Below are 16,057 nucleotides of genomic sequence, written 5' to 3'. Positions count from 1 at the left end.
GTCATTCTCCAATTTTCAGTTCGGCGACGAAGTCATAGGCGTCGGCGCGATAATGCGAGCGGGTATATTCGACGATACGGTCGTCATCGAGATGCGAGATGCGTTCAATCAAAAGCGCCGGAGCGCCGCGATGCACGCCGAGAAGGCGCGCGGTGCCGGGATCGAGAGTCACGGCGGTCAACCGCTGCAAGGCGCGCACCGGCTTGTAACCGCGCCGCGTCAGCGCGCCATAAAGCGACGCTTCATCGACACGATCCGTATCCAGATAATGGCGCGGCACCACGGCGCGTTCAAAAGCCATCGGCACGCCATCGGCAAGACGCAGGCGGTCGAGCCGTACAATGGACGTATCCACGCCGACGCCGAGCCGAAAGGCTTCATCCGGCGACGGCTTGTCGAGGCGGTTCGTCACCACGCGCGCGCCCGGCTCCTTGCCACGCGACAGCATGTCTTCCGAAAACGATGTCAGCCGCCACAAATGCTGGCTGATGCGCACGGGGCGCTCCGCAACAAATGTACCGCTGCCGCGCCTTGATTCAACCGCACCCTGCGCCAGCAATTCCTTATAGGCATTGCGCACCGTGATGCGCCCCAGCCCAAGCTCCTCGGCCAGGTCGCGCTCCGGCGGCAGACCGACAGCGGGGGCCAGTTTCCCCTCTTCAATCAGTTCACCGAGAATACGCGCCAGATTGCGATAAAGCGGCCCCGTCCGCTGCGGATCGTGCAGGCCGCGCTCTTCGATGGATGTGATTAAGGTGGTTCTATTCATATCCGACATAATAGAACCTATATAGAACCAATAGCAAGTGATGTTTTTATGAAATACGCAAGCGCCCATTCCCGCTGGCTATTTTTGCAAACGCTCGGCGCAATAGGGCCGCGTCAAGCAGGAAGCACCCGAAGAACTGTTCAAATTGGAAGCGGATTGGTTCTAGATTTTCTCAACCAGCTGCCGACCAACAGGGCTGAGTTCGTAGCGTGTGCGCTGGGTTCGCGGGTCTCGTTGCGAAATCCGGATATAGCCACCGTCTGCGCCCAGCAGATTCACCTCACGCAGCACCAGCGCATGCTCGATACCCAGCGCGCGGGCAAAAGTCCGGCTGTCGGCGGCAACGCCCAGCGCCAGTGCGGCGATGATGCCCGCGCTAAATGGTGAAAGATTTTCCGAAGTGGCAACGAGCCTCTCGACCAGCGCCATATAGTCGGCAGCGGTTCCATCCATCAAGCGGCGACCGGTTGAACCGGTCGGAACGAAACGATCACCGATTTCGAGGTCGGCGTGAAACTCTCGTCGCCGGAGCTGCCAAGCGGCACCAGCACATTCATTTCCGGATAATAGCCAGCGATGCAGCCGCGCGGAATATCATAGGGCACGAAGCGGAAGTCGCGCGCGACCCGTTCCAGACCATCGATGAATTCACCGACAATATCGGCGCGGTCGCCCGCCTCGACACCGATATCCGCCATGTCGAGCGGGTTCATGAACACGACCTGCCGCTCGCCATAGACACCGCGATAACGGTCATCCATGCCGTAGATAGTGGTATTGTACTGGTCGTGGCTGCGGAAGGTCTGCAACACATAGCGGCCCGGCTTGCCCCGCGCCTGCTGATGCTCGATGGCCTCGGGCAGCGCGCCGGTCCAGAACGTGGCCTTGCCGTTCGTCGTATTCCATTCCAGTTCACGCGCCGTATTGCGCAGATGGAAACCGCGCGGCACGCGCACACGCTTGTTAAAATCGTAGAAATCAGGCAGCACCCGCGCAATGCGGTCGCGGATCAGGTCGTAATCATCAGCCATTTCCAGCCAATTGACGGGCTTGGGACCGAGCGTCGCATTGGCCATGCCCGCAATGATCGCCACTTCCGAACGCAAATGCGGCGAGGCTGGCGAATTGATGCCGCCCGATCCGTGCACCATGCTCATGGAATCCTCAACCGTGACGATCTGCGCCACGCCCTTGGAATTCAGGTCGATTTCGGTGCGTCCGAGACACGGCAGAATGAAGGATTCCTGCCCCGGCACCAGATGCGAATGATTGAGCTTGGTTGCGATATGCACGGTCAGACGCTGGCTCGACAGTGCTTTCGCGATGATCGGGCTGTCTGGCGTCGCGCGGGCAAAATTGCCGCCAAGCCCGATAAAGGCCTGTGCCGTTCCGTCCAGCATGGCGCCAATGGCGCCGATGACGTTATGGCCCGGCTCACGCGGCACATCGAAACCGAATTCCTTTTCCAGCGCATCGAGAAATGCCTGCGGCGGATTTTCGGTGATGCCGACCGTGCGGTCGCCCTGCACATTGGAATGGCCGCGCACCGGGCAAAGGCCAGCGCCGGGCCTGCCAATATTGCCGCGCAACAGCATGAAATTGGTGATCTCGCGGATGGTGATCACCGAATGGCGATGCTGGGTCACGCCCATGGCCCAGGTGCAGATGACCTTTTCCGCCTGCATATAAATCTCTGCCGCCCGCTCCAGCGATTGCCGCAACAGACCGGACTGATCCTCGATCTCCTCCCACGTCGTCGCATCCACGGCAGTGCGATAGGCTTCGAGCTCGGCGGTATGGGCGCTCAGAAATTCCCGGTCGAGAATGGACGGCTCACCTGCGGCGAGCGCCGCGTCATCGGCTGCGAACACTGCCTTCGCCATGCCGCGAAACGCCGCCAGATCGCCGCCCAGACGTGGCTGGAAATAATCGCTGGCTATCGCTTCGCTGCCGCCATGCAGCATTTCAAGCTTGTTTTGCGGATCGGCAAAACGCTCCAGCCCGCGCTCGCGGATCGGATTGAACACAACGATGCGCGCGCCGCGTTCGGCAGCGCGGCGAAGATCGCCCAGCATACGCGGATGATTGGTGCCAGGGTTTTGCCCGACGACAAAAATCGCATCGGCTTGTTCGAAATCTTCCAGCAGCACCGTGCCCTTGCCGACGCCGACCGACTGCTTCAGCGCCACGCCGCTCGCTTCGTGGCACATATTGGAGCAGTCAGGGAAATTATTGGTGCCATAGGACCGCACGAAAAGCTGATAGAGAAAGGCGGCCTCGTTGGAGGCCCGACCCGACGTATAGAACTCTACCCGATTGGGGTTGTCGAAGGCGCGCAGAAGCTCGCCGATGCGGGCGAGCGCAGCATCCCATTCGACGGCCTCGTATTTGTCAGTCGCCGCATTGTAGCGCAGCGGATGCGTCAGACGACCAGTGTTTTCCAGATCGTAATCGGTCCAGTTGCGCAATTGCGAAACCGTATGCTCGCGGAAAAAGGCGGGCGTGGTGCGCCGGTCGGTCGCCTCCCATGCCACCGCCTTGACGCCGTTTTCGCAGAATTCGAAGGATGAGCCATGTTCCGGATCGCCCCATGCACAACCGGGGCAGTCAAAACCATCGGGCTGGTTGGCCTTGAGCAAGGCACGGGCGCCCGTCAGAGGCGCACCACTGGCAAGCAACTGCTTGCCGCAGCTTTTCAGAGCGCCCCAGCCACCGGCAGCACTTGAGCTTTTGCCGATGAAACCGGTTTTGGAACCCTTGCCATCCTTGCTCATCTCGAAATCCTTGTTGCACTGCGAACGCATACCATGAAGCAAATAGCATAAGCAGAATTGCCGCTCCCTTCAATTGACGACCAATTGATGTCGGTGTTTTGTAGCTTCGCACTTGATTTCGGTCGCGCGATCCTTCATGCGATTGGTCAAGAAAACTTACCACAAGGGGCAAGAGTCATGTCCAACATCGTTGAAATCGCCGATCTGAAGCGGCTCGCCCAGCGCCGCGTCCCGAAAATGTTTTTCGATTATGCGGATTCGGGCGCCTGGACTGAGTCGACCTATCGTGCCAACGAGGACGACTTCAAGAAGATCAAGCTTCGCCAGCGCGTGCTGGTCGACATGACCAACCGTTCGCTGGCAACGACCATGATCGGTCAGGATGTGGCCATGCCGGTCGCGCTTGCGCCGACAGGCCTTACCGGCATGCAGCATGCCGATGGCGAAATGCTGGCCGCACAGGCTGCGGAAGCTTTCGGCGTGCCCTTCACGCTTTCCACCATGAGCATCTGCTCCATCGAGGATGTTGCCTCGGTGACGAAGAAGCCGTTCTGGTTCCAGCTTTATGTGATGAAGGACCGCGACTTCGTGAAGAACCTGATCGGTCGCGCCAAGGCGGCAGGCTGCTCGGCTCTAGTGCTGACGCTCGATCTGCAAATTCTCGGCCAGCGCCACAAGGATATCCGCAACGGCCTGTCCGCCCCGCCGAAGTTCACCCCGAAGCATATCTGGCAGATGGCGACCCGTCCGGGCTGGTGCATGGGCATGATGGGTACGCAACGCCGCACCTTCCGTAACATTGCCGGCCACGCCAAGAACGTGACCGATCTGTCCTCGCTGTCCTCCTGGACGGCAGAACAGTTCGACCCGCAGATGAACTGGAACGACGTGGCCTGGATCAAGGAACAATGGGGCGGCAAGCTGATCCTCAAGGGCATCCTTGATGTGGAAGACGCGAAGATGGCCGCCAAGACCGGCGCCGATGCCATCATCGTGTCCAACCATGGCGGTCGCCAGCTCGACGGCGCGCCGTCGTCCATCTCCATGCTGAAGCCGATTGTCGATGCCGTTGGCGATCAGATCGAAGTGCATGTCGATGGAGGCATCCGCTCCGGTCAGGACGTGCTGAAAGCCCGCGCGCTTGGCGCTCAGGGCGTCTTCATCGGTCGCCCTTTCCTCTATGGCCTCGGCGCCATGGGAAAGGAAGGCGTCACGCTGGCGCTCGAAATCATCCGTAAGGAACTCGACGTCACCATGGCTCTTTGCGGCAAGCGCGATATCAACACCATTGACGCATCGGTCCTGCACTCGGTCGATTTTTAAACGACCACGCCTCTTCTTCCCTCACCCTGAGGAGCCTCTCCTGAGCCTGTCGAAGAAGAGCGTCTCGAAGGGCGAGGGAAAACAGCCACAGCGCCTGCCCTCGCCCTTCGAGGCTTCGCTTCGCTTCGCACCTCAGGATGAGGGAGATGCGTGGCGGATGCATTAATCAATGACATTACGCCCGCGATGACGGCGCTTTCGAAAGCAGCACCGTGCGAATGGCGAAGCTGGAATGGATGCGCGCCACGCCCGGCAAGCGCGACAGGATTTCCTTGTGAATGATCTCGTAAGCCGCCGCATTCTCGGCTTCAACGCGCAGAATATAATCTGCATCCCCCGTCATCAGATAGCATTCCTGCACTTCCGGGTGACGGCGCACCGCCTCTTCAAAGCGGTTGAGATATTCTTCCGTCTGCCGGTCGAGCGTGATGCGCACAATGGCGACCAGCCGTTCGTCACCACCCGATGAACCCACAATGGCCGTATAGCCACGGATGACACCGCCCTCTTCCAAAATCTGCACCCGCCGCAGACAGGCGGATTGTGACAGCCCCACCTCGGCGGCAAGCTGACTGTTGGTCATGCGCCCGTCGCGGCGCAGGCAGCGAATGATGTTCCGGTCTATACTGTCGAGTGTGGCCATGCAGATTCTTCGAATGAAAAGCTAAAACGTGCGCAAGATGTGCCAAAATTCGCATAATCTGCGACAGATAGCAAAAACATTCGAATAGTCTTCGATTAATATATTTCGATACCCTGTCGGGATGCGGCAACGCGTTCGGCGGATAAGGGCAATGACCGTTGCGCAATGGATATGGTTGAAATGTCGATGCATTTTTCGAAAGAGCAAAGCGATCTCGCCGCTGGCGGCGTGTTGACCATCGACCTTGCGGCCTTGCGGCACAATTATACTGCCGTCGCCCGCCATATCGCGCCGACCCGTGCGGCGGCGGTCGTCAAAGCCGATGCCTATGGCCTTGGCGCGCATCGCGTTGCGCCTGCCTTTTATGAAGCGGGTTGCCGCGACTTCTTTGTGGCGCATTTGGGCGAAGCCATCGCGCTGCGGCCCGCCCTGAACCCCGACGCCACACTTTATGTCCTGAACGGCTTGCAGCCCGGAACGGAAGCTGCCTGCGCCCGCGAAGGCATCGTGCCGGTGCTCAACTCGCTGGAACAGGTGGAAAACTGGGCCGCACTCGCAGCCAGCAGCGGCAAGAAACTGCCAGCACTTTTGCAGGTCGATACCGGCATGTCGCGCCTCGGCCTTTCGGCCAAAGAGCTAGACCGGCTGGCGGACAATCTTTCGCTGCTCGACGGCATTGACGTACGCTTCATCATCAGCCATCTGGCGAGCGGCGACGAACCGGAAAATCCGGCCAATGCAAGCCAGCTTGCGACCATGCGCGCCGCTCTGGCTCGGCTGCCGAAGCTGCCGGTGGCCTTCGCCAATTCGGGCGGCAGCTTTCTCGACAAAGCCTATTATTTCGACCTCGCCCGCCCCGGTGTCGCGCTTTATGGCGTCGGCCCCAAAAGCGCTATCGTGCCGGTACTGACACTGTCGGCCCGCGTCATTCAGGTGCGCGACGTGGATAAGGGCGCGGCCATCGGTTATGGCGGCACCTATATCGCACAAGCGCCCATGCGGATCGCCACCATTGCGGTGGGCTATGCCGATGGCTGGTTCCGCGCGCTCAGCAACAAGGGTTCGGCCTTTTACGGCGACACCCGGCTGCCCATCGTCGGGCGCGTTTCGATGGATTCCATCACGCTCGATGTAAGCGCGCTGCCGGAAGGCACGCTCAAGCTCGGTAGCCTCGTGGAACTGATCGGCCCGCACCAGCGGCTGGAAGACGTGGCCAGCCAATGCGACACGATCCCTTATGAAATTCTGACTGCGCTCGGTCATCGCTATGCTCGTATCTACGTGGATAGTGCGCTGTCGAGCCAAAACACATAACAATAAGAGGCGAACATGCAGATTACCGTACTCGGCAGCGGCGTTATTGGCGTCACAACGGCTTACTATCTGGCCAAGCTCGGCCATGAAGTGACGGTCATCGACCGCGAGGAAGGTCCGGCGTTGGAAACCAGCTTCGCCAATGCCGGTCAGGTTTCGCCCGGTTATGCCTCGCCATGGGGCGCGCCCGGCATTCCGATGAAGGCAGCAAAGTGGCTGTTCCAGAAACATGCGCCGCTCGTCATTCGCCCGACTTCCGATCCCAAGCAGTATGTGTGGCTGATGCAGATGCTCGCCAACTGCACGGACAGCCGTTACAAGGTCAACAAGACCCGCATGGTGCGCGTGGCAGAATATAGCCGCGATGTACTTGTCGAGCTGCGCAAGGATACCGGCATCGAATATGACCAGCGTATGCAGGGCACGTTGCAGCTTTTCCGCGAGCAATACCAGCTCGACGGCATCGGCAAGGATATCGAGGTGCTGCGTCAGGACGGCGTGCCGTTCGAAGTTCTCGACCGCGACGACTGCGCGAAAATCGAACCGGCGCTGGCCCGCGTGAAGGACAAGTTCGTCGGCGGCCTGCGCCTGCCGCATGATGAAACCGGCGACTGCTTCAAATTCACCAATGCGCTGGCCAAGATTGCCGAAGGTATGGGCGTAAAATTCCGCTTCGGCGTGAATATCAAGTCGCTGGTTCTATCCGGCGGGCGCGTTTCCGGCGTGGAAACGTCAGACGGTATTCTGACAGCCGACCGCTATGTGGTTGCGCTCGGCAGCTATACGCCCGCGCTCATCAAGTCGCTGGGTCTCAACGCGCCGATCTATCCGGTGAAGGGCTATTCGATCACCGCACCGATCATCGACGAAAGCCGCGCACCGGTCTCGACGGTTCTGGACGAAAGCTACAAGATCGCCATCACGCGCCTCGGCGACCGTATCCGTGTCGGCGGCATGGCCGAAGTGTCCGGCTTCACCAAAGACCTTCCGGCAGCGCGCCGCGCCACGCTCGACCTGTCGGTCAGCGATCTGTTCCCCGGGGGCGACCTCAAGGCCGCGACCTTCTGGTCGGGCCTGCGCCCGATGACACCGGATTCCACGCCAATCATCGGCGGAACCCGCTACGACAATGTGTTCATCAATGCCGGTCACGGTACGCTGGGCTGGACCATGTCCTGCGGCTCGGGCAAGCTTCTGGCCGATCTGGTCAGCGGCAATAAGCCCGACATCCGCGCCGACGATCTCGGTATCTCGCGCTACAACTAAAAGACCCGCCTGCGCGCCGTCAGAAACTCGGCGGCGTGCAGGCGCTGACCACCTCGCAGGCTGTCGGTCCGATACAGCGAAAGCGATGCGGCAGTTTTGAGGAAAAATAATAGGCGTCGCCCGGTCCCAATATGCGCCGGTCGCTGCCCACCGTCACTTCGATGCGGCCCGATATGACGATGCCGCCCTCCTCGCCCTCATGCATCAGCAGCACCTTGCCCGTATCGGAGCCTGGTTCATACCGCTCCTTCAATATCTGCAACGAGCGCGCAAACAGATGGTCGCCCACCTGCCGGTAGGAAATGGGACCTTTGCCGATTTCCACCAGCTCTTCCGCCTGATAGAATACCTTGTGCGGCGTATCCGGCTCCAGCGCGAAAAACTCGGCCATGCCGATGGGAATACCATCGAGAATACGCTTGAGAGCGCCGACCGACGGATTGGACTGGTTGGCCTCGATCAGCGATATGGTCGAGTTGGTCACACCAGCCCTTTTTTGCAAGCTCCCGCTGCGACAGATTCTGCCGCATGCGCACATAGCGTAACCTTCCGCCGATATCGATGCTCATCGGGCATTCCCCTTTGTGTTTATCATGTTCGATATAGCATAATTTTCTGAAACCATCCTCATAAAATCAATAGCTTAAATCCTTGAAGAAAAGGGCTTGTTGCCTTCAAGAAAGCGTGTCCTCCTGCCTGAAAATAGGAGGTTCCCATGCTCACCAAAACCAACGCGCCCAGCCTTGAAAACTTCTGGATGCCGTTCACCGCAAATCGGCAGTTCAAGGCCGCGCCGCGCCTGCTCGCCAGCGCTTCGGGTATGTATTACACCGACACCGACGGCAATCAGGTTCTCGACGGTACGGCAGGTCTTTGGTGCTGCAATGCCGGTCATGGCCGCAAGCGGATCACTGAAGCCGTTGAGCGCCAGATTTCCACGATGGACTTCGCGCCGACCTTCCAGATGGGCCACAATGTTGCTTTCGACTTTGCCGAAAAACTCGCCGCGATTGCGCCGGGTGGTCCGGCTGCGCAGCTTGATCGCGTATTCTTCACCAATTCCGGTTCGGAATCGGTCGATACCGCACTGAAGATCGCCATCGCCTATCAGCGCGCCATCGGTCAGGGCACCCGCACCATGGTTCTGGGTCGCGAAAAAGGCTATCACGGCGTTGGTTTCGGCGGCATTTCGGTGGGTGGGCTGGTCAACAACCGCCGCGTCTTCCCGCAGATTCCCGCCGACCATATGCGCCACACGCTGGATATCGAGCGCAATGCCTTCTCGAAGGGCTTGCCGGCGCATGGCATCGAACTGGCCGACGATCTGGAACGTCTGGTCCAACTACACGGCGCTGAAAAGATTGCCGCCGTCATCGTCGAACCCATGTCCGGTTCCGCTGGCGTCATATTGCCGCCGAAGGGCTACCTGGAACGCATCCGCGCCACCGCCGACAAGCACGGCATCCTGCTGATCTTCGATGAGGTCATCACCGGTTTCGGTCGTCTCGGCACCCCGTTCGCGGTCGATTATTTCGGCGTCATTCCCGATCTCGTCACCACCGCCAAGGGCCTGACCAACGGCGCTATTCCAATGGGCGCGGTCTTTGCGAGCCGCAAGGTCCATGACGGCCTGATGACCGGCCCGGAAAACGCAATCGAGCTTTTCCACGGCTACACCTATTCCGGCCATCCGGTCGCTTCCGCTGCTGGTCTCGCAACGCTGGAAATCTATGCCGAGGAAGGCCTGCTGACCCGTGGTGCGCAGCTTGCCGATCATTGGCAGGAAGCGCTGCACTCGCTGAAGGACGCGCCGAATGTCACCGACATCCGTAACCTCGGTCTGGTCGGCGCCATCGAATTGTCGTCGCGCAAGGACGCACCGGGCGCGCGCGCCTATGACGTCTTCGTGGATTGCTTCAAGAAGGGTCTGCTGATCCGCGTCACCGGCGATGTGATTGCATTGTCGCCGCCGCTGATCGTGGAAAAGGAACAGATCGACACGATCGTTTCGGTCATCCGCGACGCCCTGAAGCGCGCCGCTTAAGGCGTAGTGAAACGCGCGGTGTGATCGCCACCCCGATCACGCCGCCTCTTGGCCGCCGCTCCCACTGCGGCGGCTTTTTTCTTTTTGGAATTACCCCTGCGACGGCGTGAATCTGGCCACCAGCGCGTGGCTGTCGCCGGGATAGGTGAAGCGCACATGCGTCACCGGCAGATCGGCATTCCAGGTCTGGCGTTCGATCACCAGACAGGGCGAGCCCGGCGCAATATCGAGCAATGCGGCATTTTCCGGAGAAGCGGCAATGGCGCGAATGGAGTGCTGGGCGCTACTCCACGGCACGCAGGCCACGAGCCATGGACCGGGCGAGTGTTCGGAAAAAATCCGCCCCCGCCGCATCCGGCACGGCGGCCAGATTGATGATGCGTTCTTCCAACGCAAACACCCGCTGCCCGGCATGATGACGGCAGACCAAATCGATGATCTGCGTGTGGCGCGGAATATCGATCTTCTGCGCGTCGGCTGGCCCGCTCAGACGGTCCCAGCGCTTGAGCAGTTCGAAGCGATAGGGCGCGCCAAGTGCTGCAACCTCATCGCGAATATCATGGATTTCTAGAATGGCGGCCTGCGAACTCGGAAACGAAACGAAGCTGCCCGATTTGCGCTTGCGCTCGATCAGACCGGCCTTGGCAAGCTGAGTCAGCGCCTTGTTGACCGTCATGCGCGAGCAGCCATATTGCTCGGTCAGTTCATGTTCGAACGGAATACGGTGCCCCGGCGCCCACTCTCCAGACAGGATGCGCGATTCAATATCGTCCAAAATACGCTGATGCAGTGAAAGCACCGGGCCGTCTTTTGCCGCTGAACCGTCATCCGCCATGCTATTCCCCCCTTTGTTTCCCACTTTTGCAGGAATTTCTTCAGCCGAGCAATTCGCCAATCGTTTTCTGAAAAGCACGCTCCGCCTGATCCCGCAAGCGGTGACGACCGCCCTCCACCTGTTTCACGCCGCGTACCCACACGTCACTGACCTGGGCTCGACCGGCAAAAATCCAGCCATCCAGCACGGCATCGCCCTTGGCATGAGGCAGCCGCGCCATATCCAGCGCGACAAAATCCGCCGACGCGCCAAGCTTCAACCCGTCATCGGCGCGACCCATCGCGATGTTGCCGCCGCGCACCGCGCCTTCGAACAAGGCGCGCCCCGTGGAGGCTTCGCTTTCGGCCAGCACATTGCGGGCGCGATGTTGGAGGCGCTGCGAATATTCAAGCTGCCGCAACTCGTCGCCAATACCGATCAGCACATTGGAATCCGAACCGACGCCAAACTTGCCGCCTGCTTCCGCAAAAACCGTCGCATTGAAGGTTCCGTCGCCGAGATTGGCTTCCGTCACCGGGCAAAGACCGGCAATAGCACCGGCTGCGGCCATGCGCCGGGTTTCATCGTCGGTCATATGGGTCGCATGGATGAGGCACCAGCGCGAGGACAACTCCTGATTATCGAGAAGCCACTCGACAGGACGCTTGCCCGCCCAGGCAATGCAGTCTTCCACTTCCTTTACCTGTTCGGCCACATGGATATGCACCGGCGCATCGGGCAAAAGCTTCGTCACGACGTCCAGTTCATCCGGCGTTACGGCGCGCAGGCTGTGCGGCGCAACGCCCAAAACTGCGCTGTCGAAATTGGCCAGCGCTCGGCTGCAGCCTTCGATCAGTCGCGCAAAGTGGTCCGGATCATTGATGAAACGGCGCTGGCCTTCATTGGGCGCGCTGCCGCCGAAACCCGAATGCGCATAGAAAACCGGAAGCAGCGTCAGGCCTATGCCCGCCGCGCTGGCTGCAGCCACAATGCGGTCGGCCATCTCGGAGAGATTGGCGTAAGGCGTGCCGTCGCGGTCGTGATGCAGATAATGAAACTCGCCAACGCGGGTAAATCCGGCTTCCAGCATGTCGACGTAAAGTCGCAGAGCCACAGCTTCGGCCTGTTCGGGCGACATGGCGAGCGCGAATTTGTACATGATCTCGCGCCAGCTCCAGAACGAATCGGCAGACGGCCCGCGCCTTTCGGCAAGCCCCGCCATCCCGTACTGGAAAGCGTGGCTGTGCAGGTTCGGCACGCCTGCGATGATCGCCGCGTGGCGCTCGTCCCCAGCTCCCGCCGCTTTATCCGCCTCCAACGAGGTGATCTTTCCACCGGCAATGCCAATGCGAACATTCTCAGCCCAGCCATTATCGAGAAGCGCCTGACCGGCATGGATGAAACGCTGTTCAGACTTGGCTGCTGACATGAAAATTAACTCCTCGAATGTTCCCGCGCATTTTTTCTCTTGGCTGCGCCTCTGATATGTATATACATTATCAAAAAACAGGGGAAGCGAGAAAACGCTCATGCTCAAGAATTCAGGCATCGTTTTTATCAATGCGCGGATTGCGACGCTGGAGGAAGACGCGGACGGCCTTGGCCTCATCGAGAATGCAGCGCTTGCCGTTAAGGACGGCAAGATCGCATATGTCGGCCCGCAGTCCGCTCTGCCCGAAGACTATGCGTCTTATGAGAGAATCGATTGCGAAAACCGGCTGATCACGCCGGGCCTCGTCGATTGTCACACGCACCTCGTCCATGCCGGAAATCGCGCGCATGAATTCGAGCTGCGCTTGCAGGGCGCTTCCTATGAAGAAGTTGCCCGCGCCGGTGGTGGCATTGTTTCATCGGTCAAGAACCTGCGCGCGGCCAGCCAAGACGATCTGGTGCGTGAAACCCTGCCCCGTCTCGATGCGCTGATTGCCGAAGGCGCCACCACGGTTGAAGTCAAGTCCGGTTACGGTCTCGACCGCGACAGCGAAATCAAGTCGCTGAAAGCCGCCCGTCGGCTGGGTGCAGAACGCGACGTTGCAATCCGCACCACGTTCCTTGGCGCCCATGCCTTGCCGCCGGAAATGAACGGCGACAAGGCCGCTTATATCGACCGCGTCATCAACGATATGCTGCCCGCCATCGCAGCTGAACAACTGGCCGATGCGGTGGATGGTTTCTGCGAAGGCATCGCCTTTCTGCCGGATGAAATCGCCCGTGTGTTTGATGCGGCCAAGGCGCATGGCATTCCGGTCAAGCTTCACGCCGACCAGCTTTCCAATCTTCATGGCGCAGCCCTTGCCGCATCCTATGGTGCGCTTTCCGCCGACCATCTCGAATATACCGATGCGGATGGTGCCGCCGCCATGGCCAAGGCCGGAACAGTCGCCGTGCTGCTTCCCGGCGCTTACTATTTCATCCGCGAAACCCAGAAGCCGCCAGTCGAAGCCTTCCGCGCAGCGGGCACAAGGATGGCGCTTGCCACCGACAACAATCCCGGCACATCGCCGCTGACCTCGCTGCTGCTCACCATGAATATGGGCGCAACTCTGTTTCGCATGACGGTGGATGAATGCGTCGCGGGCGTCACCCGCGAGGCTGCGCGGGCGCTCGGCATTCTCAACCAGACCGGAACGCTCGAAACCGGCAAGGACGCCGATCTCGCCATCTGGAACGTCGAGCGCCCCGCCGAACTCGTCTATCGCATTGGCTTCAACCCGCTGTGGAAGCGGGTTTTCAAGGGCCATATCTAACTATCCGCAACGGAGCCTGTCATGACCATCATCCTCAAGCCTGGTTCTGTCCCGCTTGAAACGCTGGAAACCATCTATCGCGTTGCGGTTCCCGTGCGCATTGACCCCGCCTTTCATGCCGGTGTCGAAAAGGCGGCTGCGCGCATTGCCGAAATCGCAGCCGGTGACGAACCTGTTTACGGCATCAATACCGGCTTTGGAAAACTCGCCTCGATCCGCATTGCGGCGGGCGATGTCGCCACGCTTCAGCGCAACCTGATCCTGTCGCATTGCTGCGGCGTTGGCGACGCTTTGCCGGAAAATATCGTGCGCCTCATCATGGCGCTGAAGCTGATTTCGCTCGGTCGTGGCGCATCCGGCGTGCGGCTTGAAGTCATCACGCTTCTCGAAGACATGCTGGCAAAAGGCGTGATCCCGATGATCCCCGAAAAGGGTTCCGTCGGCGCGTCAGGCGACCTTGCACCGCTGGCGCATATGACTGCCGCCATGATTGGCGAAGGTGAAGCCTTCTATCAGGGCGAGCGCCTCTCCGGCGCAAAAGCACTGGAAAAGGCCGGTCTGAAGCCTGTCGTGCTTGCCGCCAAGGAAGGTCTGGCGCTGATCAACGGCACGCAGACTTCGACTGCCCTTGCGCTGGCCGGGCTTTTCCGCGCCCATCGTGCCGCGCAGACGGCACTGATCACCGGCGCATTGTCCACCGATGCGGCTATGGGATCGGATGCGCCGTTCCATGAGGAAATCCATACGCTGCGCGGTCATAAGGGACAGATCGATGCGGGCCGGGCATTGCGCAGCCTGCTCGAGGGCTCGGTCATTCGCCAGAGCCATCTCGAAGGCGACCAGCGCGTGCAGGACCCCTATTGCATCCGCTGCCAGCCGCAGGTCGATGGTGCCTGCCTCGACATTCTGCGGCAGGCAGCCCGCACGCTGGAAATCGAAGCCAATGCGGTTACCGACAATCCGCTCGTTCTCTCGGACGGACGTGCCGTATCGGGCGGCAATTTCCACGCCGAACCGGTTGCCTTCGCCGCCGACCAGATTGCGCTTGCCGTCTGCGAAATCGGCGCTATCGCCCAGCGCCGTATCGCGCTACTGGTCGATCCGGCGCTGTCGTTTGGCCTTCCGGCCTTCCTCGCCCGCAAGCCGGGCCTCAATTCCGGCCTCATGATCGCGGAAGTCACCTCCGCCGCGCTGATGAGCGAAAACAAGCAGATGGCGCACCCGGCGTCGGTCGATTCCACGCCGACCTCGGCCAATCAGGAAGACCATGTGTCCATGGCCTGCCACGGTGCGCGCCGCCTGTTGCAGATGACGGCCAATCTCAATGCCATTATCGGCATCGAGGCGCTGACCGGCGCACTCGGCGTCGAGCTGCGCGAGCCGCTGACCACCAGCCCGGAACTGGCCAAGGTCATCGCCGTGTTGCGCGGGCGCGTGCCGACACTGGAGGACGACCGCTATATGGCCGACGACCTGAAGAATGCCGCCGAGCTGGTGGCTGACGGTGCGCTTGCCGGGGCGGTTTCGGACCGCATCCTGCCAGCGCTGGAGGCGTGATCATGAGCCCGTTCGAAGTTCGTCAGGGCACTTCGCCCGTCATTCTTGGCCTTCCACACACCGGAACCGATGTGCCGCAGGATATTTTTGCGCGGCTCAACGACAATGGCAAAATTCTTGCCGACACCGACTGGCATATTCACAGGCTTTATGACGGTCTCATCGACGGCGCGACCATGGTGCGCGCCACCTTCCACCGCTATTGCATCGACGCCAATCGCGACCCGGAAGGTGTGAGCCTCTATCCGGGGCAGAACACCACCACGCTGATCCCGGAAACCGACTTTGACGGGCTGTCGATCTGGAAGGATGGAGAAGCGCCGACCGAAGCCGACATTGCCGACCGTGTCGCCCGCTTTCACGCCCCCTATCACGCGGCGCTGGCCGCCGAGATCAGCCGTGTGAAGGCAATCCACGGCGTCGCCATCCTCTATGATTGCCATTCGATCCGGTCGCATATTCCCTTCCTGTTTGAAGGCAAATTGCCCGATTTCAACATCGGTACGGATATGGGCAAGACCTGCGATCCCAAGATCGAGGCGGCGGTCGTCGAAGTGACCGGCGAGGCGGAAGGTTACACGTCGATCCTCAATGGCCGGTTCAAGGGCGGCTGGACGACACGCCATTACGGCAAGCCGGAAACCGGCGTCCACGCCATCCAAATGGAGCTTGCCCAATCGACCCATCTTGCGACGGAAGCCGTTCCCTTCGCCTATGACGAGGCCAAGGCGGACAGGCTGCGCGTCCATCTCAAAACCCTTTTGCAGCGGCTGGAAAAGCTCGCGCACGACCTGAAATCCTGAGGA

Annotated in this window: 12 protein-coding genes and 2 pseudogenes; 7 read left to right on the top strand and 7 right to left on the bottom strand. The window is 60.3% G+C overall.

Translation table 11 applies throughout. The features are described 5' to 3' along the window. Position 1: 1 nt before the first annotated feature. From QLQ11_RS00220 to QLQ11_RS00210, 3 genes are all read right to left on the bottom strand, one after another. The gene (locus tag QLQ11_RS00220) at positions 2-769 is read right to left on the bottom strand and encodes a GntR family transcriptional regulator (protein ID WP_121536652.1); all 768 of its coding nucleotides are present in this window, start codon (positions 767-769) and stop codon (positions 2-4) included. Between the two features lie 162 nt (positions 770-931). After that, complete coding sequence (locus QLQ11_RS00215) at positions 932-1,222, bottom strand: hypothetical protein (protein ID WP_371830791.1); 291 nt, start codon at positions 1,220-1,222, stop codon at positions 932-934. Beyond that, positions 1,222-3,543 carry an FdhF/YdeP family oxidoreductase gene (locus QLQ11_RS00210; protein WP_283735932.1) on the bottom strand — a complete coding sequence of 774 codons (2,322 nt, stop codon included), beginning with the start codon at positions 3,541-3,543 and terminating at the stop codon, positions 1,222-1,224. Before QLQ11_RS00210 ends, QLQ11_RS00215 begins: the two co-directional genes overlap by 1 nt. Before the next feature lie 177 nt (positions 3,544-3,720). On the opposite strand from QLQ11_RS00210, the gene QLQ11_RS00205 reads away from it, so the two are divergent. Then, on the top strand, positions 3,721-4,866 hold the full coding sequence (locus tag QLQ11_RS00205) for an alpha-hydroxy acid oxidase (RefSeq protein WP_109369570.1): 1,146 nt from the start codon (positions 3,721-3,723) through the stop codon (positions 4,864-4,866). 175 nt (positions 4,867-5,041) lie between these two features. Here the strand turns inward: QLQ11_RS00205 and QLQ11_RS00200 are convergent, their stop codons facing one another. Further along, complete coding sequence (locus QLQ11_RS00200; protein WP_078338830.1) at positions 5,042-5,509, bottom strand: Lrp/AsnC family transcriptional regulator; 468 nt, start codon at positions 5,507-5,509, stop codon at positions 5,042-5,044. Positions 5,510-5,680: 171 nt separating this feature from the next. On the opposite strand from QLQ11_RS00200, the gene alr reads away from it, so the two are divergent. Beyond that, positions 5,681-6,823 carry an alanine racemase gene (gene alr, locus QLQ11_RS00195; protein ID WP_121536656.1) on the top strand — a complete coding sequence of 381 codons (1,143 nt, stop codon included), beginning with the start codon at positions 5,681-5,683 and terminating at the stop codon, positions 6,821-6,823. 15 nt (positions 6,824-6,838) lie between these two features. After that, positions 6,839-8,089, top strand: a complete 1,251-nt coding sequence (locus tag QLQ11_RS00190) for a D-amino acid dehydrogenase (RefSeq protein ID WP_109369572.1) — start codon at positions 6,839-6,841, stop codon at positions 8,087-8,089. 19 nt (positions 8,090-8,108) lie between these two features. On the opposite strand, the pseudogene QLQ11_RS00185 reads toward QLQ11_RS00190, so the two are convergent. Further along, positions 8,109-8,658, bottom strand: a pseudogene (locus QLQ11_RS00185) (cupin domain-containing protein). Between the two features lie 146 nt (positions 8,659-8,804). Here QLQ11_RS00185 and QLQ11_RS00180 point away from each other — a divergent pair. After that, positions 8,805-10,133 (top strand): aspartate aminotransferase family protein, encoded by a 1,329-nt coding sequence (locus tag QLQ11_RS00180; RefSeq protein ID WP_109369574.1) that lies wholly within the window; start codon positions 8,805-8,807, stop codon positions 10,131-10,133. Between the two features lie 90 nt (positions 10,134-10,223). Here QLQ11_RS00180 and hutC read toward each other — a convergent pair. Further along, positions 10,224-10,968 (bottom strand): annotated as a pseudogene (gene hutC / locus QLQ11_RS00175) (histidine utilization repressor). Between the two features lie 40 nt (positions 10,969-11,008). After that, positions 11,009-12,376, bottom strand: coding sequence for a formimidoylglutamate deiminase (locus QLQ11_RS00170; protein WP_121536604.1), 1,368 nt, complete (start codon positions 12,374-12,376; stop codon positions 11,009-11,011). Between the two features lie 100 nt (positions 12,377-12,476). On the opposite strand from QLQ11_RS00170, the gene hutI reads away from it, so the two are divergent. Genes hutI through hutG form a run of 3 tightly spaced genes read left to right on the top strand, consistent with a single transcriptional unit; the run spans position 12,477 to position 16,054 of the window. Next, on the top strand, positions 12,477-13,694 hold the full coding sequence (hutI, locus tag QLQ11_RS00165; RefSeq protein WP_121536606.1) for an imidazolonepropionase: 1,218 nt from the start codon (positions 12,477-12,479) through the stop codon (positions 13,692-13,694). 21 nt (positions 13,695-13,715) lie between these two features. After that, on the top strand, positions 13,716-15,251 hold the full coding sequence (hutH, locus tag QLQ11_RS00160) for a histidine ammonia-lyase (protein ID WP_109369578.1): 1,536 nt from the start codon (positions 13,716-13,718) through the stop codon (positions 15,249-15,251). Positions 15,252-15,253: 2 nt separating this feature from the next. Further along, on the top strand, positions 15,254-16,054 hold the full coding sequence (gene hutG / locus QLQ11_RS00155) for an N-formylglutamate deformylase (protein ID WP_109369579.1): 801 nt from the start codon (positions 15,254-15,256) through the stop codon (positions 16,052-16,054). The last annotated feature ends 3 nt before the right edge of the window (positions 16,055-16,057 follow it).

This window comes from Ochrobactrum sp. SSR, assembly GCF_030067775.1.
GTDB classification, from domain to species: Bacteria; Pseudomonadota; Alphaproteobacteria; order Rhizobiales; family Rhizobiaceae; genus Brucella; species Brucella teleogrylli.
Note: the sequence above shows the minus strand (reverse complement) of the source record. Positions and strands in the feature narration are given on the sequence as shown.

Bases quoted from the DNA above. Each gene is read 5' to 3' on its own strand.
- QLQ11_RS00170 (WP_121536604.1), bottom strand. From the start codon at position 12,376: ATGTCAGCAGCCAAGTCTGAACAGCGTTTCATCCATGCCGGTCAGGCG.
- QLQ11_RS00180 (WP_109369574.1), top strand. From the start codon at position 8,805: ATGCTCACCAAAACCAACGCGCCCAGCCTTGAAAACTTCTGGATGCCG.
- QLQ11_RS00205 (WP_109369570.1), top strand. From the start codon at position 3,721: ATGTCCAACATCGTTGAAATCGCCGATCTGAAGCGGCTCGCCCAGCGC.
- hutI (WP_121536606.1), top strand. From the start codon at position 12,477: ATGCTCAAGAATTCAGGCATCGTTTTTATCAATGCGCGGATTGCGACG.
- QLQ11_RS00220 (WP_121536652.1), bottom strand. From the start codon at position 769: ATGAATAGAACCACCTTAATCACATCCATCGAAGAGCGCGGCCTGCAC.
- hutH (WP_109369578.1), top strand. From the start codon at position 13,716: ATGACCATCATCCTCAAGCCTGGTTCTGTCCCGCTTGAAACGCTGGAA.
- hutG (WP_109369579.1), top strand. From the start codon at position 15,254: ATGAGCCCGTTCGAAGTTCGTCAGGGCACTTCGCCCGTCATTCTTGGC.
- QLQ11_RS00190 (WP_109369572.1), top strand. From the start codon at position 6,839: ATGCAGATTACCGTACTCGGCAGCGGCGTTATTGGCGTCACAACGGCT.
- QLQ11_RS00200 (WP_078338830.1), bottom strand. From the start codon at position 5,509: ATGGCCACACTCGACAGTATAGACCGGAACATCATTCGCTGCCTGCGC.
- alr (WP_121536656.1), top strand. From the start codon at position 5,681: ATGGTTGAAATGTCGATGCATTTTTCGAAAGAGCAAAGCGATCTCGCC.
- QLQ11_RS00210 (WP_283735932.1), bottom strand. From the start codon at position 3,543: ATGAGCAAGGATGGCAAGGGTTCCAAAACCGGTTTCATCGGCAAAAGC.
- QLQ11_RS00215 (WP_371830791.1), bottom strand. From the start codon at position 1,222: ATGGATGGAACCGCTGCCGACTATATGGCGCTGGTCGAGAGGCTCGTT.